Annotated in this window: 10 protein-coding genes; 4 read left to right on the forward strand and 6 right to left on the reverse strand. The window is 69.9% G+C overall.

From position 1 onward, the window contains the following. The first annotated feature begins 15 nt into the window (after nt 1–15). Both EL340_RS07195 and EL340_RS07200 read left to right on the forward strand, forming a co-directional pair. Entirely contained in the window at nt 16–1,341 is a 1,326-nt protein-coding gene (locus tag EL340_RS07195) for a metallophosphoesterase family protein (protein WP_126414039.1), read from the forward strand. Further along, complete coding sequence (locus tag EL340_RS07200; protein WP_126414040.1) at nt 1,338–4,802, forward strand: AAA family ATPase; 3,465 nt, start codon at nt 1,338–1,340, stop codon at nt 4,800–4,802. Before EL340_RS07195 ends, EL340_RS07200 begins: the two co-directional genes overlap by 4 nt. 51 nt (nt 4,803–4,853) lie before the next feature. On the opposite strand, the gene EL340_RS07205 is transcribed toward EL340_RS07200, so the two are convergent. Next, nucleotides 4,854–5,918: a hypothetical protein gene (locus EL340_RS07205; protein ID WP_126414041.1), complete on the reverse strand. Its 1,065-nt coding sequence runs from the start codon at nt 5,916–5,918 to the stop codon at nt 4,854–4,856. A 168-nt stretch (nt 5,919–6,086) separates the two neighbouring features. Between EL340_RS07205 and EL340_RS07215 the strand changes: the two genes are divergently transcribed. Beyond that, nucleotides 6,087–7,352, forward strand: a complete 1,266-nt coding sequence (locus EL340_RS07215; RefSeq protein WP_232023027.1) for an integrase catalytic domain-containing protein — start codon at nt 6,087–6,089, stop codon at nt 7,350–7,352. A gap of 91 nt (nt 7,353–7,443) precedes the next feature. Here the strand turns inward: EL340_RS07215 and EL340_RS07220 are convergent, their stop codons facing one another. Both EL340_RS07220 and EL340_RS07225 read right to left on the reverse strand, forming a co-directional pair. After that, nucleotides 7,444–9,717 (reverse strand): beta-galactosidase, encoded by a 2,274-nt coding sequence (locus EL340_RS07220; protein ID WP_126414043.1) that lies wholly within the window; start codon nt 9,715–9,717, stop codon nt 7,444–7,446. Nucleotides 9,718–9,779: 62 nt separating this feature from the next. Continuing rightward, nucleotides 9,780–12,173, reverse strand: a complete 2,394-nt coding sequence (locus EL340_RS07225; protein WP_126414044.1) for a sialidase family protein — start codon at nt 12,171–12,173, stop codon at nt 9,780–9,782. A gap of 151 nt (nt 12,174–12,324) precedes the next feature. Here EL340_RS07225 and EL340_RS07230 point away from each other — a divergent pair, with 151 nt between their 5' ends. Next, entirely contained in the window at nt 12,325–13,305 is a 981-nt protein-coding gene (locus tag EL340_RS07230) for a DUF4862 family protein (RefSeq protein WP_126414045.1), read from the forward strand. Between the two features lie 385 nt (nt 13,306–13,690). On the opposite strand, the gene EL340_RS15370 is transcribed toward EL340_RS07230, so the two are convergent. The 3 genes from EL340_RS15370 to rpoB all read right to left on the reverse strand — a co-directional run bounded on the left by EL340_RS15370 (nt 13,691) and on the right by rpoB (nt 22,463). Further along, nucleotides 13,691–14,326, reverse strand: coding sequence for a hypothetical protein (locus EL340_RS15370; protein WP_232023262.1), 636 nt, complete (start codon nt 14,324–14,326; stop codon nt 13,691–13,693). A 487-nt stretch (nt 14,327–14,813) separates the two neighbouring features. Then, nucleotides 14,814–18,767, reverse strand: a complete 3,954-nt coding sequence (locus tag EL340_RS07240) for a DNA-directed RNA polymerase subunit beta' (RefSeq protein ID WP_126414046.1) — start codon at nt 18,765–18,767, stop codon at nt 14,814–14,816. 174 nt (nt 18,768–18,941) lie between these two features. Next, nucleotides 18,942–22,463 carry a DNA-directed RNA polymerase subunit beta gene (gene rpoB / locus EL340_RS07245; RefSeq protein WP_126414047.1) on the reverse strand — a complete coding sequence of 1,174 codons (3,522 nt, stop codon included), beginning with the start codon at nt 22,461–22,463 and terminating at the stop codon, nt 18,942–18,944. Nucleotides 22,464–22,717 lie beyond the last annotated feature (254 nt).

Raw genomic sequence — 22,717 nt, forward strand, 5'->3', positions numbered from 1 at the left:
TGAGACAGTGTCGGCATGCGGATCCTCCACACCTCCGACTGGCACCTGGGGCGCACCTTCCACGGGCGGATGCTCGATGACGCGCACGCCGCCTTCGCCGACCACCTCGTCGAGCTCGTCACCACCGAGTCGATCGACGCCATCCTCGTGGCCGGGGACGTCTACGACCGCGCCATCCCGCCCAATGACGCCGTCGCCCTCCTGGATGAGACCCTGCGCCGCCTGACCGAGCGCACCCGCGTGGTCCTCACCCCCGGCAACCACGACTCCGCCCGCCGCCTCGGCTTCGCCGCCGACCTCATGCGCGAGGGCCTCATCATCCGGGCCCGCACCGCCGGCCTGGATCGGGGCATCATCCTGCCCGACGCCGACGGCAACGAGGCCGCCATCGTCCACGCCCTGCCCTACCTCGATCCCGACGCCGCCCGCGAGATCCTCCCTCCCCTTCTCGCCGAGCGTCTCGGGGAGGAGACCACGGCGGACCACACCGCCAGGGAGGACCGGACCGAGGGCGAGCCCTCTGCCTCTCCGCCCGGTACCGCGGATCGCCCCCGCCTGCCCCGCTCCCACGAGGCCGTCGTCTCCGCCGCCCTGCGACTGGTGGCCGCGGACCTGGACCGTCTTCGCGCCGGCCGCACCCGGCGCCTGCCGAGCCTGCTCATGGCGCACGCCTTCGTCGTGGGCGGCAGCGCCTCGGAGTCCGAGCGGGACATCCGCGTCGGCGGCGTCGACTCCGTCCCCTCCGGGGTCTTCACCACCCTGGGCGGCTCGGCCCTGGCCGAGCGCAGCGGCGGCCTGGACTATGTGGCCCTCGGCCACCTCCACCGCCCCCAGGAGCTCACCCAGTCGGTGGGCCCGCGTCTGGTCTATTCCGGCTCCCCGCTGCCCTTCTCCTTCGACGAGGCCGAGGGCGCCCGGAACTCGGCCACCAAGTCCTCCGTCCTCCTCGAGCTGAGCGCCGACGGCGTCACCGGCCTCGAACGCGTCCCCACCCCTGTCCTGCACCAGGTGCGCACCCTGACCGGCACCATGCCCGAGCTCCTCTCCCCCGCCTTCGACGACGCCACCCGCGCCTGGGTGCGCGTCATCCTCCAGGGCGAGAGACCACCCGGCGCCCTGGCCACCCTCAAGGAGCGCTTCCCCAGCCTCCTGGCCTTCCAGCACGAGGCCCCCGCCCGCGCTGCCCGCGAGCGCGTCACCGTCACCGCCGCGGCGGACCCGCTGCGCATCGCCGAGGACTTCCTCGACGACGTCTGCGGGCGCGCCCCCGCCCCGGCCGAGCGCACCGTCCTGCGCAACGCCTACGAGTCCGCCCTGGCGAGCGCGAGGAGCCAGCGATGAGGATCCACTCCCTGACCATGACCGGCGTCGGCCCCTACGCCGGCCAGGAGCACATCGACTTCGACGCCGTGGGCGCCTCGGGCCGCTTCCTGCTCACCGGCCCCACCGGCTCGGGCAAGACCACCATCATCGACGCGATCGTCTTCGCCCTCTACGGGGACGTGGCCGACTCGGCCGACTCCTCCAAGGAGCGCATCCGCTCCACCCTCGTGGGCCCGCACACCGAGAGCGTCATCGAGCTCGTCTTCTCCACCGGCGCCGGCGTCTACCGGGTGCGCCGCACCCCCACCTACGAGCGGGCCAAGCGGCGCGGCCAGGGCACCACCACCCAGAACGGCACGGTCAAGCTCTGGCGCCTGGCCGAGGTCGGCGGGGAGCCGCTCGACGAGCCCGTCACCCGCGTAGGCGACGCCGACGCCGAGATCGCGCGCGCCGTGGGGCTCAGCCGGGAGCAGTTCACGCAGACGGTGGTCCTGCCGCAGGGCAAGTTCGCCCGGTTCCTGCGCGCCGACTCCTCCGAGCGCCAGCACCTGCTCAAGGACGTCTTCGGCACCGGCATCTACGACGCCATCCAGGACGCGCTCATCCAGGCCTCCCGGGACGGGGCCAGGCGGGTCGAGCAGGCGGCCTCCGACCTGCGCGGTCAGGTCGCCTCCCTGGGGCGGCACCCCTTCCTCAGCGATGTCATCAGCGAGGTGCCGGAGTCCGCAGGTACCGACGACGCCGGAGCCGTTCAGCACGAGAGGACCGGGGACACTGAGCCCCCGGTGCCGGAGGCCTCCGAAGGAGTCCAGGACGCCCTCCCCCTGCCCGGTGCCGACACCGATCACGATGCTGGACATGATGCCGGTCATGAGGCGGCAGGCGAGGAGGAAGCCGCTCCTGCCCCGACGCCCACCGAGGCGCTGGAGGCGGCGATGGCCGGCACCACGCCGGACCTGCAGGCTCTTCGCCGCGTCGGTGTCGAGGTGCTGGAGACCTCGCTCGGCGTCGTCGAGCAGGCCAGCAGCCGGGCCGAGACAGCCGGGCAGGCTCTCACCCAGGCGCAGGCCGATCGAGAGGAGGCCCAGAGGCTTCACGACCTCCTGGAGCGCCGTCGGGCACTGGTCGTGGAGAGCCGGCAGCTGGCCGAGCGCGCTGAGCAGGACGCCGCCGACGCCGAGCGCCTGCAAGCCGCCGAGCGCGCCGCCCGGGTACGGCCGTACCTGGTCGCCGAGCAGACCGCCCACAGCCGAGCCCAGCAGGCCGTGGCCGTCCTGGAGGCCCGCGCCGACCAGAGCGGCCTGGCCCACCTGGCCGAGCAGGCCGGTTCGGATGGCACGGACACGGCTGATGACGCCGACGGTGCGAGCACCCCCGAGCGTGATCTCCCGGAGACGCCCGCTGCTCTGGTCGAGCCTCTGGTCCGGGAGGCGCAGCGCCGGCTGGCCGCGCTCGACGTCGAGGCGAGCGGAACCGAGACAGGAGCAGCCGAGCCAGCCTCCGTTAAGCCGGCCCCCGCTGCAGGGGACGCCGATGAGACGGAGGAGCCCCGGTCGATCGACACCGACGCGCTGAGCACCCGGGACCTCGATGAGCTGGCGCACCGGTGCCGTCGTGAGCACGGGCAGCTCGAGGCCCTCGTCGGCCTCGAGGCCGGCCTGGACACGCGCGATGAGGCTCTCAAGCAGCGTGAGGTGAGTCTTCGACGCAGCGTCGCAGAGCTGGAGCAGCAGGCCGAGCAGCTCTCGCTGCGCCCCGGGCAACGCGCCGCCCTGACGGAGAAGCTGGAGGCGGCGCGCGCGGCCCGCGAGCGCCTGGACGGCCTTCGCGACCGCCGCGCCCGAGCGGAGGAGCGCCACCGGGCCGCCCTCGCCGTCGAGCAGCTCACGGCCCAGCTTACCCAGCGGGAGGAAGCCCGTACCCAGGCCGCAGCGGTGGTGAAGGAGGCGGCAGATCGGGTCCACGCCACCCGCCTGGCCTGGATCTCCGGGACCGCCGGCGCACTGGCCGGTGAGCTCACCGAGGGCGAGCCCTGCCCCGTGTGCGGCTCACCCACGCACCCCTCCCCCGCCACCGGTGACGGCCAGGGCGCCACCCGCCAGCAGGTCGAGGCGGCCGAGGCGCGTCAGAAGCAGGCCGACGAGGCACTGAGCCTCGCCGTGCGGGAGCGCGACACCTGCGCCACACGCCTGAAAGAGGCCCACCGTTCCGCCGACGGCAAGGATGCCGCTGCTGCCAAGGCTGCTCTGGACGAGGCCACCGCCGCCCTAACTGCGGCTCAGGCCGCGGCCGGAGACATCGACGAGCTGGCCTCGCGCCTTGAGGCCTTCGACGTCCGCACCGAGCAGGAACGCGCCGAGCTCGATGCCGCCCACTCCGCTCAGGAGTCGGCCCGCACCCGCCTGGACGCGGACCGCGAGGCCCTGTCCCAGGACCGCCGCCGCTGCCTGGAGGCGCGCGGGACCTGGGCGAGTGTCACCGCCCGCGCCGCCGCGCTCCTTGTACGCGCGCAGGAGGCCGAGGACGCCTCCGAGGACGTCGACACCGCACGCGCTGCCCTGGCGCAGGCCGGGCAGGCCCTGACCGACCTGGCGGAGGCGCTGCGGGAGGAGGACTTCGCCAGTGCAGCCCAGGCACGGGGCGCCTCCATGGAGCGGGGCGCGCTCGAGTCCCTGTCCGCGACCGTGCGCGCCGCCGCCACCGCTCGGGAGCGGGTCCGCCTGGGGCTGGAGGACCCGGAGATCGCCGCCCTGAGCGGGCAGGAGGAGGACCACCTCGACGAGGCGTCCTCCGCACTCTCCCGGGCGGAGACCACTGCGAAGGAGGCCGCCTCCCTCCAGGCGCGCACCGCCGAGTCCCACGAGCACCTGCGCCGGGCCGTCGACGGCGTCGAGCAGGCGGCCACCGCCTATGAGGAGGCGGCCGGATCCAGCGCCGACCTCATCCGGGTGGCCGCGCTGGCGCGCGGCGAGAACGAGGCCGGCACGCCCCTGGCCACCTGGGTGCTCCAGGCCCGGTTCGAGGAGGTCCTCGTCTTCGCCAACGAGCGCCTGTCGCAGATGTCATCCGGGCGCTACGAGCTCATCCGGGTCGCCGAGGAGACCAGTCAGCGCAGGCGTCGCAAGGGCCTGGGGCTGGCCGTCGTCGACCACCTCGGGGACGAGCGCACCCGCGACCCCCGGACCCTCTCCGGCGGGGAGACCTTCTACGTCTCCCTGTCGCTGGCCCTGGCCCTGGCCGACGTCGTCTCAGCCGAGTCCGGGGGCGTGAGCCTGGAGACCCTCTTCATCGACGAGGGCTTCGGCACCCTCGACGCCGACACGCTCCAGATGGTCATGGCAGAGATCGACCACCTTCGCGCCGGCGGGCGCACCGTCGGGATCGTCTCCCACGTGGCCGAGCTGCGCGACCAGATCGCCGAGCGCATCGCAGTGCGGCGCGTCGCCTCGGGCGGATCCACCCTGAGGGTGACCGCCTGAGGCGACGCGCCGCGAACGTCAGACCCGTGGGGTCATGCGCCGAGCGTCCCGCTATCCCTCGCCGCCGGCCTGCTCGCCATCACCCTGCTGCCCGCCACCGTCCTCCTGGCCGGAACCGTCCTGGGAGTCACCCTGCTGGTCACCGGACTGGTCGGCTCCGCCCGACACGTCAACGCCCTGCTGGGCGGCCTTGTCCTTGACCGTGTTGAGGACACTGATGATGTCCTCCCGTCCCGGGAAGGAGACCCCGGACTGCAAGGAGCTGAGCACCTGGTCGATGTTGCCCATGTTGCCGACATTGATCTGACCGGCGAAGTTCTCCGCATCAGCCATGGTCTGCTCCTTGAGCACGCCCGCACCGTAATAGACGCCCGCACCCGTCGCCACCAGGGGCAGGAACAAGGAGGCCAGGACCAGCAGCGCCGCCGGGGCCTTCGGCTTGGCCCGAGCCAAGGCCGTGCACGAGACGAAGAAGGCGATGAAGGCCAGCAGCGCACCACCGCCGATCGCACCGATCGCGGCCCAGTTCGGCGTCCAGGTCTGGCTCGAGATGATCTCGAAGACGTGGAGCGTGGTCAGGAGGGTGTACGTCCCCCACCCCAGGAGCCCGGAGGCCAGGAGCACCATGATCGTCCCCACCGGCAGCGCCGCTGTGCGACGGCGCCGGGGCGGGCGGGGAAGCTCCACCGGCCGCTCGGGCTCAGGCTCACTCCAGGCCTGCTGAACGGGTCCCTGCGAGGGGGCGGGCCGGGCGGGCTCGGGATTGACGTAGACCGGCTGCACCTGCTGGGCCGGCTCGGCGGGGTAGGCCGCCGGCGCGGGCATGGCCATCGTCTGCGGCGCCACCTGCATGGGCTGAAGGACCTGGGTGTACTGGCTGCGCTGGTCCGGTGAGGCGGCCAGCTGCGGGGTCGACGTCGACGGGGCCAGGTAGCCCCAGCCCTCACCCCCCGGCGGCATGGCGATCGCCTCCGTGGCCCCGGTCTGCCCCTCCGCCTGGGTGAGATCGATCCGCTCGGTGGGCCGTCCACGATCAACATGGCCGGCGCGGTCGACGGCGTCATCCACCTCGGCGTCGTCGTCGAACTGCGGCCCACGGGAGAGAGGACGGGACACGGTGAGGCTCCTTGTTGCCAGAGGGTATCGATTGGGTCTCTACGACTACGAGGCTACGCCACCAACGCCTCCGGTACGAGAAGCCGACGAGACTCATGAAGGATGCCCGCGTAAGAGGCTCGGTGCCTCATGTAGGACTGCCCGCGAAGCTCGTGGACCGTGGTGGGCATGGGAAGTGGGTTGTCGATGCAGGCCAGGGCCGAGATCACGGGAAAGTACGCCAGGGTGTACACGAGGGCGTCGAAGAAGGACAAGGGACGGATCCTTGATGAGGTCTGCGCAGTCACTGGCTGGAGTCGGGACAACGCGCGCCGACGCCTGGTGGCCGCAGCCAAGCGCCCACCGGGTCGCCGAAAGTCGGCGGAGCGAAGGGCTAGAGCCCGCAGGTACTCCTACGACGCCTTGAAGGTGCTCCAGCGAGTGTGGGCCGCCAGCGGCGGGCAGTGCGGCAAGTACCTCAAGGAGTCCATGCCGCTGCTGCTGGACCTGCTGGAGGCGAGCGGTGAGCTCGACGACGAGCCGCGCTACACCCCAGCCGTCAGAGACGAGCTGGTGGCCATGAGCGCGGCGACCATTGACCGCTACCTCGCCCCGGTGCGGGCTACCGAGCAGCTGCGGGGCAAGTCGACGACCAAGGCCGGTCCGTTGCTGCGCAGCTCCATCAAGATCCGCAAGGCCGGTGACGAGATCGAGGCTGAGCCTGGGTTCTTCGAGGTCGACACCGTCGCCCACTGCGGGCCGACCCTCAAAGGAGAGTTCACCCGGACTGTGAACATGACCGACGCGCTCACGGGGTGGACCTTCACTCGCTCAATCCGAAACAACGCTGAGAAGCACATCATCTCCGCCCTGGACGCCGCCGTGGGATGCGTCCCGTTCCCCGTTTTGGGCATGGACTTCGATAACGGCTCAGAGTTCATCAACCACAGCGTGGTGCGCTGGGCCGGGGACTTGGACATCTACTTCACCCGCTCACGCCCCTACAGGAAGAACGACCAGGCCACCATCGAGTCGAAGAACAACCACCTGGTGCGCCGCTACGCCTTCTACTACCGCTACGACACCAGCGAGGAGCGCGAGGTCCTGGGCCGTCTCTGGGAGCAGGTCAACGTCAAGCTCAACTTCCTGACCCCCACCCGCAAGCCCATCGGATGGGGCACCGATAAGGCCGGCAGGCGCAAGCGCCTCTACGACGCTCCTCGTACCCCACTGGACCGGCTGCTGGACACCAGCGCCCTGACCAAGGCCCAGAAGACTGACCTGGTCTCGTACCGCAACCAGCTCAACCCCGCCTCTATCACCCGCCGCATCATCGAGCTCCAGGACGTTCTCATCCGCCTGGCCAAGGACAAGACCGACCAGCTCTACCTCGCCCAGATCCCAAGCATCCTGCCCGACGTCCACAAAGGCGTACGAGTCAGGAAAGCCTCCTAACCACCCCTCAACCTGGCGGGCATTCCTACATGAGGCACCGAAGACACTTCGCGGGCACCTTGACATGAGGCACCCCGGAAGCCTCCACTCCTCAGACGGAGGCGGGCCGCGTGTTGTCGAGCACCACGAGCGCCGAGCGCGGGGCCAGAACCACGTGGCCCGTGCACGCCTCGCCGCTGAGCAGGTCGGTGCCCACGACTCCGGTCACCTCAGCGGCCCGGTCACCGTGGTTGAGCAGGAAGAGAACCTGCCCGCGCCGCTGGGCCTCGACGCCGTCGGGCAGGTCGGCGACGACCGGCCGCACCCGGGCGTGCGCGCACACCAGCCTCAGCAGGGCGGCCCGACTGACGGCGTCGAGGTCGGCGGCCACGTACCACGCCGCACCCGCTCCTCCGGCCGGCCGCCGGGTGATGGCCGGCCACCCGGCCAGGTCCGCTCCCCCACCGCGGCCGTCGAAGACCGCCACCACCTCGACCGGCTCCCGGCCCTCATCGGTGTCGGCGTCGTCGGGCGCCTCATCGACGCGGACCTCCTCGGCCCAGCCTCCCGCGCGCAGGTCGGGGGCGGGCGAGCCCATCTGGTCCAGGACGCGTCGCAGCGGCACGCTGACCGCCTCCAGGCCCGTCCAGGTCTCGGCGGCAGGCGCTTCGACGACGCGGCTGAGGCGGTTGACGAGCGCGGCTCTCGAATCGGTCCGTCCCACCGGGCCGCTCAAGGCGGCGTGGTCGGTGACCCGCACCCCGAGCAGCGGCCGCAGGGACCCCAGGTAACCGCCCAGGACCGCGCCCGCGTTCGCGTCGACGACGCCGGTGGGACCGACCACGACGACCTGGGCGCCCGCGGCGGCGGCCTGCTCCAGGCGCCCGGCGAGCTCGGGGTAGTCGATGAAGACCGCGGGAACGATGATGAGGCGGTATCCGGTCAGCTCCGCGCCCGGATCAGCGGCCGCCGGCACGACGTCGGTGGCGATCCCGGCCTCCCACAGGCTGCGGTGCCAGGCCCGGGCCGTCTCGAAGCGCTCACCGGGCTCGACCGGCCCGATGGCCGAGCTCATGGCCCACTGGCTGTCCCAGTCCAGGACGACGGCCACCTGCGCGCGCACCGGCTCCCCCAGGACCGGACCGAGCCGTTTCAGCGCCCGCCCGGTGGCCACCACCTCCTCCCAGGTGCGGCTGGCGCGCCCGGCGTGGGGAACCATGCCGGAGTGGAAGGTCTCGGCGCCCTGGCGCGACTGGCGCCACTGGAACTGCAGGATGCCGTCGGCTCCGTGAGCCACACGTGCCAGCGACCACAGGAGGAGCTGGCCGGGGCGCTTGGGCGAGTTGCGCCCGCGCCACTGGACGGCGCTGGGCGCCTGCTCCATAAGGATCCAGGGGTGCCCACCGGCCAGGCCCCGCATGAGGTCACCGGCCCAGGCGACCTCGTGGGCCGCGGCCTCATCGGCGGGGTCGGGGTAGGAGTCGTCGGAGATGATGTCGAGCGCTCCGGCCCAGCGCCAGTAGTCCGTGGCCGGGAAGTCGCCCATGAAGTTGGTGGTGATCGGCCGGCTGGAGTGCTCGCGCAGGATGCGGGCCTCGGCCTCCATGAGGCTGCGCAGCTGGTGGTCGCTGAAGCGCCGCCAGTCCAGGAGCTGGGCGGGGTTGTGGAAGGTGGGCATGGCCGCGGGCGGGCCGACCTGCTCCAGGCTCGTGTAGCGCTGGGACCAGAAGTCGGTGCCCCAGGCCGCGTTGAGGTGCTCGACGTCGCCGTAGCGGTGAGCCAGCCAGCTCCGGAAGGCCTGGGCGCAGGCGGGGCAGAAGCACTCGGCGGTGTGGCAGCCGTACTCGTTGCCGATGTGCCACATGACGACGCCGGGGTGGTCGCCCAGGCGCTCGGCCAGGGCCTGGGCCAGGGCGGCGGAGCGCTCCCGGTAGACGGCCGAGCTGGGGCAGTACTGCTGGCGCGAACCGAAGCCCAGGCGCACGCCGTCGGCGCTCATCGGCAGGGACTCGGGGTGCTCGGCCGCCATCCAGGCCGGCGGTGAGGCGGTGGCGGTGGCCAGGTCGACGGCGATGCCGGCGTCGTGGAGGCGGTCGATGACCTCCACGAGCCAGTCGAGCTCGTAGTCTCCCTCGCGCGGCTCCAGACGCGCCCAGGAGAAGATCCCCAGGGAGACCATGTTGACGTCCGCCTCGGCCATGAGCTCAAGGTCCTCGGCGAAGGTGGCCTCGTCCCACTGCTCGGGGTTGTAGTCACCGCCGTAGGCGGGGCTGGTCAGCCCCAGCAGCTCGTGGGGAGGACGGCGGCGTGCGGCCGTGCCGGGCCCGGGGGTCTGCACGGGCTGGGGCGCGGATGCTGAGGAGGCTGAGGGCGCGGGGCTGGTCATGGAGCGATTGTCCCCCACCCTCCGCTCCGCGGGCGCCCGGACGGAGCGGGCTGCGGGAGGCTTCAGCTGATCGTCGAGCGCGAGCTCGTCAGCCAGGTCAGCGGCACCGTGGTGAGGAACAGGCCCTGCCACTCCCGTTCCCACAGCAGGGCGATGTCGCCGCCGGGCAGCTGGGCCATGCACTGGTAGACGTAGTGGCGCGGGTTGACGACCCGGTTGTGGGGCCAGGTGGCGCCGTCGTCGTGGGTCAGACGCATGACGCCGCAGCCGCGGAAGGGCAGCATCCGGGAGGCGTTGGCGAAGACGATGCTCTTGCCGCTCGATCCATCGGCGCCGGTGACGGCGATGGCGTTGGGCTGGGAGAAGATCTCGGTGAGCTGGGCGTCGTAGTCGACCCCGCCCCACGTGGCGCCCCCGTCGCGGGAGACGGCGTGGGCGACCCGCCCCGAGGGGTGCTGGTTGCGGGCCCACACGTGCACCGCGCCGTCGGCGCCCTCGACCAGGACGGACTCGTACAGGCTGGCCCGCTCGTCGGCCAGGTCCCGGGAGGAGACGACGGCGCCCAGGACCTCGCGGCCGTCGTTGGGTGAGGCTCCCAGCCTCCAGGTGGCCCCGCCGTCGTCGGAGTAGATGGTGGCGCAGGACAGGAAGCCGGTGCCGCCGGCCTCGTGACTGTAGTAGACGGGCACGAGGATGCGGCCGGTGTGCTCGGGGCCGGTCAGCTGGATGGCGTTGCCGGGGCCGGTTCCCAGGAAGCACATCCAGTCGGCCTTGACCTGGGCGGTGATGTCGATCGGCTCGGACCAGGTGGCGCCGTCGTCGTCGGAGGTGATCATGAGCAGGTGGGAGCTGCGGTGCTGGAAGAGGCAGTCCTCGGGGGCCTGCTCGTAGGCCAGGTAGATGCTGCCCGCGGCCTCGCCGTCCCGGAGGACGTCGCCGGCCCGGGCGCCGGTGGCGTCGTCATTGCGCAGGATGATGCGGTATCCGGTGGGCTCGCCGTCATCGGTGACCACGGTGCCGTCGGCCTCGACGGCGAACAGCTCGCCGGAGCGGTTGTGCAGCAGGCGGCGGCCCTGGGCGTCGAAGCCGGCGCCGACGGCGGCGTTGGGCTGGCCGATGCCGCCGGGGAACTGGTCGACCAGGCAGATGACGCGCCCGGTGGAGCGGTCCTGGACCAGGACGGAGTCGATGAGGGAGGCCCCCAGCGCCCCGGTGCCCGGCAGGGACAACAGGGTGCGCATCTCCTCCCAGGTGGCGCCGCCGTCGAGGCTGCGGCGCATGACGAGGTTGATGTCGTTGGGGGCGTCGTTGGGGATGGAGACGCGCTGGTCGGCGCCGGCCAGGACGACGCCGCTGTCCAGGGTCAGCAGTGAGGGGATCCGGTAGGACAGGGCCCCGTGGTAGCCGGTGTCGAACAGGGCGCGGGTGGGCAGCGGCTCGGCCCCGGCCAGGCGCTTGATCTGCGCGTCGGTCAGGACGGCGTCGTAGACCATGGCGGTCTGGGCCTCGCCGAAGAGGCGCTTGCCGTCCAGGTCGGCGCCCACGACCACGCGAGTCACCGGCGCGATGTCGGCCAGGAAGGCGACGCCGGGGGCGTGGGCGACCTGGTAGCCGTCGACGTGGATCTCCACCGCTCCGCGCCCCGAGGTGACGACGACGTCGTGCCAGGTCCCCTCGTCCCAGTGGCCCGGGGCGCGCACCTCGATGAGGGGCTCGGTCTCGGGCGAGTCCGGGCCGGGCAGGACCCGGTAGATCAGGCCGTGCGCGTCAATGTCGAGGTGCAGGGTGCCGCCGTGGCCGCGGGCGGCGATGACGGTGCCGGCCTGGCCGCGACCGCGGGTGCGCAGCAGGGCCCGGACGGAGCCGGTGGCCAGGGCCCCGGTGCGGCGGGCGTCGCGGGCGGAGAGCTCACTGGCCGCGAACTGGACCAGCGGGGCGACAGCCAGGGACTGGGCCATGACGGCGCGGTCGCTGAGCGGCTCGGCCCAGGCGGCCAGGCGCGTCACCTCCGCGATCCCGTCGGGGGCGACGTCGAGGCCGGTCAGCCCGATCTGGGCGAGGAAGGCGGCCAGGGTCGTGGAGAAGCACTCGTAGCCGTCGGCGTAGAGGTGGGTGCCGGTGTCGTTGACGCTCAGGGCGATCGTGTGGGGGCGGCCGTCGTCCAGGCCCAGGGCGTCCTCGGCGTCCAGGAGGCGCCGCTCGACGGCGTCCTCCTGCCCCGTCCCCGGAGGAAGCCCGCGGTCGGTGCCGAGGACCTGCTCGCCGTGGAGGCGGCCCCCGCGCACGGACAGCGTGATCCGTCCGTTGGTGCCGGTCAGCGCGATGAGGGCGGCGTCGGCGCGGGTGGCGACGTCGAGGAGGATCGTGCCGTGCTCGCAGGCGGACAGGGCGGCGACGTCCCGGTCGCTGACGCTCAGGAGCGAGGAGGCATCGGAGGCGGTGAGATCGAGGATCATGGACGGGGTCCCTTGTGCCGGTATCGACTTTTCGGCGGCTTTCCGTGACTGATCGACGCCGCGCGCAACGGTGCGCCACCACGCCGTCCAGTCATATGATGTCTGATGTATCGCGCACTGTAGCACGATCCCGGAACCTCAAGGAGACCACATGTCCGCCACCTCCCCGAACCAGACTGAACGCCGCGTCGTACCGGTCGTCGTCGGCGCCTACCCCATGCTTCCACCCGATGACGAGGACCGCCGGGGCGCCGCCGCCCTCTATGCGGCCCTGGCCGACCTCGGCTGGGTCGACGGCATTGAGCTGCCCTTCCGGGAGGCGCTCGACGCGCCCGAGCCGTGGCTGGCCGAGCAGCTGGCGGGACGCTTCAGCCAGTGCGTCGTCACAGCGATCCCGGGAACCATGGGGCGCGCGGGATCCGACCCCGCATTCGGCCTGGCCTCCCCCGACGACGACGGACGCGGCCGGGCCCTGGCCTACACCCGCTCACTGCTCGAGGCCGTCGACCGCCTCCACGAGGCCGCAGGCGACCAGCTCGTCACCCGGATCGAGCTGCACTCGGCGCCCCACCACCGGGCCAGCGCCGAGGCCTTCCACGCCTCCTTGAGCGAGCTGACCGAGGACTTCGCCTCCCGAAACCTGGGCATGATCGTGGAGCACTGCGACGCCGAGGGCGGCGTGGGTCCCTCGGAGAAGGCCTTCCTGCCCCTGGACCAGGAGATCATCGCCTGCCGCGACACCCCGGCTCTCATCACCGTCAACTGGGGGCGCTCCGTCATCGAGACCCACGACCCGGCCACCCCGGAACGCCATCTGCGCGAGCTCGTCGAGGCCGGCCGCCTGGGCGGGGTCATGATCTCGGGCGCGGGCCCCGAGGAGACCCAGTGGGCCTGGGCATGGGCCGACGCGCACCTGCCACTGGCCGAGCACGAGCCGACCAGCTGGCTCACGCCCGAACGGGTGGCCGCCACGATGCGTGCGGCCGGCTCCGCCCAAACCTATGAGGGCGTCAAGATCAACACCCCGGCGAAGGCCTCCCTGGAGGAGAAGCTGACCTGGGTGGGACGCGTGCGCGAGGCCATGCTCGCAGGCGGTTCAGTCGGTGCGCTCGCCGGTGAGCGCACCGACTGAGCCGCCTGCGAGGTCCGCCTCTCCCCCATCACTACCCATGAAACGGCCTCCGGCCCGCTCCCCCGGTGGGGAGCGGGCCGGACCGCCTCCTCGGTCACATCTTCGTATGACCTTGTTCCCCAGAGGTTCGACACAGTCAGTGGGCGAGGGCGGCTGAGCCGGTTTGACGGGGCTTTGACGGAGCTTGGTGCGTCAGCGGGACGGGGACGCAGGTCCCACAGGGACGATGAAAGGCCGCCTGGACTCCAAGCAGGTGGACATCTCTGCAGCCGTCAAGGCGTGCCAGCTCCGATGCACCCGAACCACCAACAACTGCAAAGGCCCGGTCCAGGCGCGCCACACGAGCCATCAGCCTGCCGACCCAGCCAAGCACCTAAAACCGACTTTACCGACCCTCTGCACTATTTGCCTCACGCCTCCAAGTCCAGGATCCATCAAAAAGCTCGGCCGCGGTGGGTTCCAGAACGGTTATGACAGCCTCTAGACCATCAGGAGCGGAGAGCCTGCTTCGCAGCCGGACATCAGTAGAGAAAGACCTCAGAAGGCGTTCAAGCTGGCGGTACGTTAGCGGAACATAAGCCATCGGAAAGGCTATCACTTCACCACCATTACAAGCGATGACCGCCTTGTCTTTCATCACCCCTTCAAGACGAGGCATTTGTTTCCAGGAAATATTGGTAACAATTCTGTTGCTCTCTTGAAATGCTACGCAGTCTGGAGAGAGAATAATTTTCGACGAAGAGGGGCGCCCATTTTTTAGCAGCCTCATGAGTTCAGGGAGAGTGAGAGAGGTGATGACAATTGGAGCAGCGACGAACATCCACTCCCCCCTTCTACTAAGCAGTAGAATCGGCAACAGGAGCAGGATCGCACAGGCCTGGAAAACCAGCAACAGCACTTCCCAGTAGAGGAGTTCAGGCGGGCTCTCCAGAGCAACATGCCCGCGACCCATCCTCCAGTAGCTCCTTCCGCACTTGATTGCCACCCCAACGCGATAAACTGAGAGGGCAAAAAGCAGCATACATGGTACGCTCACCCCTGCAAGTAAAGTAAGACCGAAAGGTCCCCTGTTCACGAAAGACAGGAATGAGGCGACCATGAAGACTGCGGAGGCCGCCATAAATGCTACGAGAGATCGCCTTCGTGCCCTATCTGACTGTTCAGGGGTGTTGATGCGGCCACTATTCACGCCCTCCCCTCCCCTCTTGCGTGATGCTGAGAACTTCAACATAACGAACCATATAACTCCTCTTTAGAAGTGGCGCTTGCAGCCAACCATGATTGCTTACTTGAGGGTACCGGCCTCTTCGAACCCTGTCTTGAGCCTCCTCAGCGAGTTTGAGAATACTGTCGGCGACTGGCTCATCAGCTGCTGACCTGGGTGGGAAGCCTGGGAGGTCCGCCTCTCCCCCATCACTACCCATGAAACGGCGTCCGGCCCGCTCCCCCGGTGGGGAGCGGGCCGGACGCTATCGGGACGATGAACCGCGCGGGCCGCGACGGCTCGCCTAGAACTCGACGTCCTCGCTGCTGGAGAAACCGGTGCGGAAGTCGTCGGAGAAGTCCGCGCGCAGGTCGCCGCCGAAGTGGAAGTCGTCCAAGGCGACGGACTCACCGAAGACGTTGTCCCCCAGGTCCACGCGGGAGAAGACCTCGGCCTTGACCTCCTCGGTGGGCTCGACCTCGATGTCCGAGTAGCGGGCCAGGCCCGTACCGGCGGGGATGAGCTTACCGAGGATGACGTTCTCCTTGAGGCCCAGCAGCGGGTCGGACTTGCCGTTCATGGCGGCCTCGGTGAGCACGCGCGTGGTCTCCTGGAAGGAGGCGGCGCTCAGCCAGGAGTCCGTGGCCAGCGAGGCCTTGGTGATGCCCATGAGCTCGGTACGACCGGTGGCGGTCTTGCCGCCCTCGGCCATGACCCGGCGGTTCTCGGCGCGGTAGTGCATGACGTCGACCAGGTCTCCCTGGAGGAGGTTGGTGTCCCCGGAGTCCAGCACGGTCACGCGGCGCAGCATCTGGCGCACGATGACCTCGATGTGCTTGGAGTGGATGTCCACGCCCTGGGAGCGGTAGACCTCCTGGACCTCCTCGACGAGGTGCCGCTGGGTGGCGGCCACCGAGCGCAGGCGCAGGACCTTCTTGGGGTCGACCGGCCCCTCGGTGAGGGCCTGACCGGGCTCCACGTGGTCACCGTCGGTCACCAGCAGGCGCTGACGGCGCGAGACCGGGACGATGACGTCCTCCTCGCCGTCGTCGCGGGTGATGACCAGGCGCTTGCCGTCGGCGTCGTCCTCGATCTTGAGGGTGCCGGCGGCCTCGGCCACGGCGGCCTCGCCCTTGGGCGTGCGGGCCTCGAAGAGCTCCTGCACACGGGGCAGACCCTGGGTGATGTCGGCGGCGCCGGCCGCACCACCGGTGTGGAAGGTACGCATGGTCAGCTGCGTGCCGGGCTCACCGATGGACTGGGCGGCGATGATGCCGACGGCCTCACCGATGTCGACGCGCTTGCCGGTGGCCAGCGAGCGGCCGTAGCAGGCGGCGCAGGTACCGACGTTGGAGTCGCAGGTCAGCACGGAGCGGACCGTGATCTCCTCGATGCCCGCGTCGATGGCGGCCTGGATCTCGGCGTCGCCGAGGTCGGCGCCGGCCTCGATGATGAGGTTGCCCTCGGCGTCGATGGCGTCGCGGGCCAGGGTGGTGCCGAACACGGTGGTGCCCAGGATCTCCGAGGGCTCCTTGATGAGCTCGTCGCCGGCCTCGATCCAGGAGAAGATCCGCTTGGTCAGGCCCTTGCGGGTGCCGCAGTCCTCCTCGCGGACGATGACGTCCTGGGAGACGTCGACCAGACGACGCGTGAGGTAGCCGGAGTCGGCGGTACGCAGCGCCGTGTCCGCCAGGCCCTTGCGGGCGCCGTGGGTGGCGATGAAGTACTCCAGGACGCTCAGGCCCTCACGGTAGTTCGACTTGATGGGGCGCTCGATGAGGCGCTGCTTGGGGTCGGCCACCAGGCCGCGCATACCGGCGAGCTGACGGATCTGGTCCCAGTTGCCTCGGGCCCCGGAGACCACCATCTGGTAGACGGTGTTGCGCTGCGGGAAGTTCTCGCGCATCGCCTCGGCGACCTCGGCGGTGGCCTTGGTCCAGATGTCGATGAGCGAGGCGTAGCGGTCGTCCTCGGTGAGGGCACCGAGCTCGAACTGCTCCTCGATCTCGGCGGCCTCGTTCTCGTAGCGCACGAGGATCTCCTGCTTGGCCTCCGGGGAGACGACGTCGGCGAAGGCCACGGTGATACCGGACCAGGTGGACCAGTAGAAGCCGTTGGCCTTGAGGGCGTCCAGGGAGGCGGCCACCTCCACGCGGGAGTAGTTCTCCGCCAGGGCGTTGACGATGTTGCCCAGCTGCTTCTTGTCCACGACGTAGTTGACGTAGGGGAAGGTCTCGGGCAGCGAGGTGTTGAACAGGGCCCGTCCCAGCGAGGTGCGCAGGGTGATCGGGTCGCCCTCGCTCCAGCCCTCGGGCGGCTCCCAGCCCTCGGGCGCGGCGATGCCCTCCTCGAAGCGGATGTCGCAGGCGGCGTTGACGTGGAGCTTGCCGAAGTCGTAGGCCATGACCGCCTCCGCGAAGGAGGAGAAGGCCGGGACGATCTCGTTGCCCTCGGCGTCGCGCTCGACCTCGACCGCCGGGTCGGGGTCGGAGGTGAGGTAGTAGGTGCCGATGATCATGTCCTGGCTGGGCATGGTCACCGGGCGCCCGTCGGAGGGCTTGAGGATGTTGTTGGAGGACAGCATGAGGATGCGGGCCTCGGCCTGCGCCTCGGCGCCCAGCGGCAGGTGGACGGCCATCTGGTCGCCGTCGAAGTCGGCGTTGAAGGCGCCGCACACGAGCGGGTGCAGCTGGATGGCCTTGCCCTCGATGAGCTGAGGCTCGAAGGCCTGGATTCCCAGGCGGTGCAGGGTGGGGGCGCGGTTGAGCAGCACGGGGTGCTCGCGGATGACCTCGGCCAGGACGTCCCAGACCTTGGGGTTGGCGCGCTCGACCATGCGCTTGGCGGCCTTGACGTTCTGGGCCTCCTTGAGCTCGACGAGCCGCTTCATGACGAAGGGCTTGAACAGCTCCAGGGCCATCTGGCTGGGCAGACCGCACTGGTGCAGCTTGAGCTGGGGGCCGACGACGATAACGGACCGGCCCGAGTAGTCCACGCGCTTGCCCAGGAGGTTCTGGCGGAAGCGACCCTGCTTGCCCTTGAGCATGTCGGACAGGGACTTCAGCGGGCGGTTGCCCACGCCGGTGACCGGGCGGCCGCGGCGGCCGTTGTCGAACAGGGCGTCGACGGCGTCCTGAAGCATGCGCTTCTCGTTGTTGACGATGATCGTCGGGGCACCCAGGTCCATGAGCCGCTTGAGGCGGTTGTTGCGGTTGATGACCCGGCGGTAGAGGTCGTTGAGGTCACTGGTGGCGAAGCGGCCACCGTCGAGCTGGACCATGGGGCGCAGGTCCGGCGGGATGACCGGGATGTTGTCCAGGACCATCGACTCCGGGGCGGTGCCGGTCATGCGGAAGGCGTTGACGACCTTGAGGCGCTTGATGGCGCGGGTCTTGCGCTGGCCGGTACCGTTCTCGACGATCTCGGCCAGGGCGGCGGCCTCGGCCTCCAGGTCGAAGCTGCGCAGGCGGGCCTGGATGGCCTCGGCGCCCATGGCGCCCTTGAAGTAGATGCCGTAGTCGGCGACCATGTCGCGGTAGAGGACCTCGTCACCCTCCAGGTCACCGACCTTGAGGCTCACGAAGCGGTCCCACACCTTGTCCATGTGCTCCAGGGCGCGCTGGTTGCGACGGCGCATGGCCGTGATCTCGCGCTCGGCGGTCTTGCGGAGCTTCTCGCGCTGGGAGGCCTCGGCGCCCTCGGCCTCGAGCTGGGCGAGGTCCTCCTCGAGGCGCTGCTGACGCGCCTCGACCTCGGCCTGGCCGGACTCCTCGAGGTGCTTCTTCTTGACCTCGAGCTCGTTGCGCAGCGAGGGCAGGTCGTCGTGACGGCCCTCCTCGTCGACCTCGGTAACCATGTAGGCCGCGAAGTAGATGACCTTCTCCAGGTCCTTGGGCGCGAGGTTGAGCAGGTAGCCCAGGCGCGAGGGGACGCCCTTGAAGTACCAGATGTGGGTGACCGGCGCGGCGAGCTTGATGTGGGCCATGCGCTCGCGACGCACCTTGGAGCGAGTGACCTCGACCCCGCAGCGCTCGCAGACGATGCCCTTGTAGCGCACGCGCTTGTACTTGCCGCAGGCGCACTCCCAGTCCCGGGTGGGACCGAAGATCTTCTCGCAGAACAGGCCGTCCTTCTCCGGCTTGAGGGTGCGGTAGTTGATGGTCTCGGGCTTCTTGACCTCGCCGTGGGACCACGAGCGAATGTCCTCCGCGGTGGCGAGGCCGAGCTGGATCCTGTCGAACACGTTGGCGTCGAGCACAGTTCCTACTTCCGATGGTGAATCTCATCAGGTGGTGGTCTGGGGGCGTTCCGTCGTCGTTGTTCCATGACTCCGACGGCGCCTGCGAGCCTGGTGGGAGGGCGGGCGGGCCTGCCGCCCGCCCTCAACCGGGGCTCGATGAAGTTGTCACGGAGTCGTCACCGAGGTGGCCACTCAGATCTCGTCGACCGTGGAGGCGGTGGCCCCACCCGGACGCCGGCCCAGGTTGAAGCCGAGCTCCTCGGCGGCGCGCGAGCCGTCGTCGTCGGTGTCGTCCAGGGCGATGGCGCTGCCCTCGGCGTCCAGGGCCTCGACGTTCAGGCACAGCGACTGCATCTCCTTCATGAGCACCTTGAAGGACTCGGGGATGCCGGGCTCGGGGATGTCCTCGCCCTTGACGATGGCCTCGTAAACCTTGACACGGCCGTTGACGTCGTCGGACTTGACGGTGAGGAGCTCCTGGAGGGCGTGGGCGGCGCCGTAGGCCTCCATGGCCCACACCTCCATCTCACCGAAGCGCTGACCACCGAACTGGGCCTTACCGCCCAGCGGCTGCTGGGTGATCATGGAGTACGGACCCGTGGAGCGGGCGTGGATCTTGTCGTCCACGAGGTGGTGGAGCTTGAGGATGTACATGTAGCCCACCGAGATGGGGTACGGGAAGGGCTCACCGGAGCGGCCGTCGAACAGGCGCGCCTTGCCGTTGGGCTCGACCAGCTGCAGGCCGTCGGAGGTCGGCAGCGTGGAGTCCAGCAGCCCCATGAGCTCGTTGTCGCGCACACCGTCGAAGACGGGCGTGGCCACGGGCGTGCGGGGCTCGGCCTTGATGCCGTTCTCGGGCAGGTTGGCGGTCCAGGCCTCGCCGGCCTCGCGGGCCGCGGTGGCGTCCCAGCCGCGGGAGGCCACCCAGCCCAGGTGCAGCTCGAGGACCTGGCCGACGTTCATGCGGCTGGGCACGCCCAGCGGGTTGAGGATGACGTCGACCGGGGTGCCGTCGGCCAGGAAGGGCATGTCCTCCACGGGCAGGATCTTGGAGATGACGCCCTTGTTGCCGTGGCGGCCGGAGAGCTTGTCACCCACGGTGATCTTGCGGCGCTGGGCGATGTAGACGCGCACCATGCGGTTGACGCCGGCGGGCAGCTCGGCGTCGTCGGAGGCGGCGTCGATCTCGCGCACGCCGGTGACGATGCCGTACTCGCCGTGGGGCACGCGCAGCGAGGTGTCGCGCACCTCGCGGGCCTTCTCACCGAAGATGGCGCGCAGGAGGCGCTCCTCGCTGGTCAGCTCGGTCTCACCCTTGGGGGTCACCTTGCCCACGAGGATGTCACCGCTGCGGACCTCGGCGCCGATGCGGATGATGCCGCGCTCGTCGAGGTTGGCCAGGGTCTCCTCGCTGACGTTGGGGATGTCGCGGGTGATCTCCTCGGCGCCCAGCTTGGTGTCACGGGCGTCGACCTCGTGCTCCTCGATGTGGATCGAGGTGAGCATGTCCTCGGCGACCACGCGCTGGGAGACGATGATGGCGTCCTCGTAGTTGAGGCCCTCCCAGGTCATGAAGGCGACCAGGAGGTTCTGGCCCAGGGCCAGGTCTCCCTCGTTGGTGGCGGGGCCGTCGGCCAGGACCGATCCGACCTCGACGCGCTCACCCTCGGTGGCCACGACCCGCTGGTTGTAGCAGTTGCCCTGGTTGGAGCGGCGGAACTTGGCGACCTTGTAGACCTTCTCGGTGCCGTCGTCGTTCGCCACGCGCACGAAGTCCGCGCAGACCTCGGTGACGACACCGGCCTTGTCGGCCACGAGGACGTCGCCGGCGTCGACGGCGGTGCGCCGCTCCATGCCCGTGCCCACCAGCGGGGCGTCGGGGCGGATGAGCGGCACGGCCTGGCGCTGCATGTTGGCGCCCATGAGGGCGCGGTTGGCGTCGTCGTGCTCGAGGAAGGGGATCAGGGAGGTACCCACCGACACCATCTGGCGCGGGGAGACGTCCATGAGGTCCACCTGCGAGGAGGGCACGAGGGCCGGCTCACCGCCGGTGACGCGGCACAGGACGTGGTCCTCGGCGAAGTGGCCGTCCTCGGTGAGGGTGACGTTGGCCTGGGCGATGACGTGGCGGTCCTCGTCGTCGGCCGTCAGGTAGTGGGTCTCGTCGGTGACCTGGCCGTCGACGACGACGCGGTAGGGGGTCTCGACGAAGCCGAAGGGGTTGATGCGCCCGAAGGTGGCCAGCGAGCCGATGAGGCCGATGTTGGGGCCCTCGGGGGACTCGATGGGGCACATGCGCCCGTAGTGGGAGGTGTGGACGTCGCGGACCTCCATGGAGGCGCGCTCACGGGACAGACCGCCGGGGCCCAGAGCGCTCAGGCGGCGCTTGTGGGTCAGACCCGCCAGCGGGTTGTTCTGGTCCATGAACTGGCTGAGCTGGGAGGTGCCGAAGAACTCCTTGATCGCGGCCGTCACGGGCCGGATGTTGATGAGCGTGTTCGGCGTGATGGCCTCGACGTCCTGGGTGGTCATGCGCTCGCGCACCTGACGCTCCATGCGGCTCATACCGGTGCGCACCTGCGCCTGGATGAGCTCGCCGACGGCGCGGATACGACGGTTGCCCAGGTGGTCGATGTCGTCGTACTCGACGGCGATCTCGGTGATCTCGCCGTCGCGCACGCCCTCGACGGTCTCGGCGCCGGCGTGCAGGGCCAGCAGGTAGCGCAGGGCCGCGACGATGTCCTCGATCCGCAGGGTGGACTCGGTCAGGTCCGAGGCCAGGCCCAGCTTCTTGTTGATCTTGTAGCGGCCGACCTTGGCCAGGTCGTAGCGCTTGGGGTTGAAGTAGAAGTTCTCCAGCAGGGTGCGCCCGGCCTCGACGCTCGGCGGCTCGCCGGGGCGGATCTTCTTGTAGATGTCCAGGAGCGCCTCGTCCTGGGTGGTGATCTTGCGGTCCTCGTCCAGGGCGGAGGTCAGGGCCGGGAAGTCGGCGAACTCCTTGCGGATCTCGGACTCGTCCATGCCCAGGGCCAGCAGGAAGACGGTGACGTCCTGCTTGCGCTTGCGGTCGATGCGCACCGAGACGCGGTCGGACTTGTCGATCTCGAACTCGAGCCAGGCGCCGCGCGAGGGGATGAACTTGACGTTGTAGACGTACTTGTCCGTGGCCTTCTCGGTGGTGCGCTCGAAGTACACGCCGGGCGAGCGCACGAGCTGGGAGACGACGACGCGCTCGGAGCCGTTGACGATGAAGGTGCCCTTGTCGGTCATGAGCGGGAAGTCGCCCATGAAGACCGTCTGGGACTTGATCTCACCGGTGGAGAAGTTCTCGAAGTCCGCCACCACGTAGAGGGGGGCGGAGTAGGTGAGGTCCTTCTCCTGGCACTCCTCGGCCGTGTACTTCGGCTCCTCGAAGCGGTGGTCGTGGAAGGACAGGGCCATGGTCTCCCCGAAGTCCTCGATCGGGGAGATCTCGTCGAAGATCTCCTCCAGACCGGAGGTCTCGGGCAGGGAACCCGGATGCGCCTTGTTGGCGGCGATCATCCGCTCGCGCCACCTCTCGTTACCGACGAGCCAGTCGAAGCTCTCGGTCTGGAGGGCGAGCAGATTCGGAGCCTGCATGGGCTCAGCGATCTTGGCAAAGTTGATACGACGCGACGCGGTACGAGCGGCGATGTCAGCAGCAGTGGGTGCAGAGGTGCGCGAGGCAGCCAAAGGGGGATCCTTCCCTCAGATCGGGGATCACACAACGCACACCGCGAGCACCGGGTTGAGTAGAATCTGCGGTGTCGGGCTCGCGCCCGCCAGGGTTCCGACGGGCCAGGGCCCGCGCGGAGGGCAGATACTCCTCGCGCCAATACACACAATGCACGCAAAGCGCTAGCGTACACGGCCGACGTCAAGGACTCCACGCCGATTCTCACCCGATCCTTGCGATTCCCACCACAGTCGCGCATACTGCCCCGCCC

Origin of the sequence: Actinomyces viscosus (genome assembly GCF_900637975.1) — a bacterium.
Taxonomy (GTDB): domain Bacteria; phylum Actinomycetota; class Actinomycetes; order Actinomycetales; family Actinomycetaceae; genus Actinomyces; species Actinomyces viscosus.

Bases quoted from the DNA above. Each gene is read 5' to 3' on its own strand.
- EL340_RS07195 (WP_126414039.1), top strand. From the start codon at position 16: ATGCGGATCCTCCACACCTCCGACTGGCACCTGGGGCGCACCTTCCAC.
- EL340_RS07200 (WP_126414040.1), top strand. From the start codon at position 1,338: ATGAGGATCCACTCCCTGACCATGACCGGCGTCGGCCCCTACGCCGGC.
- EL340_RS07215 (WP_232023027.1), top strand. From the start codon at position 6,087: ATGGGAAGTGGGTTGTCGATGCAGGCCAGGGCCGAGATCACGGGAAAG.
- EL340_RS07220 (WP_126414043.1), bottom strand. From the start codon at position 9,717: ATGACCAGCCCCGCGCCCTCAGCCTCCTCAGCATCCGCGCCCCAGCCC.
- EL340_RS07225 (WP_126414044.1), bottom strand. From the start codon at position 12,173: ATGATCCTCGATCTCACCGCCTCCGATGCCTCCTCGCTCCTGAGCGTC.
- EL340_RS07230 (WP_126414045.1), top strand. From the start codon at position 12,325: ATGTCCGCCACCTCCCCGAACCAGACTGAACGCCGCGTCGTACCGGTC.
- EL340_RS15370 (WP_232023262.1), bottom strand. From the start codon at position 14,326: ATGCTGCTTTTTGCCCTCTCAGTTTATCGCGTTGGGGTGGCAATCAAG.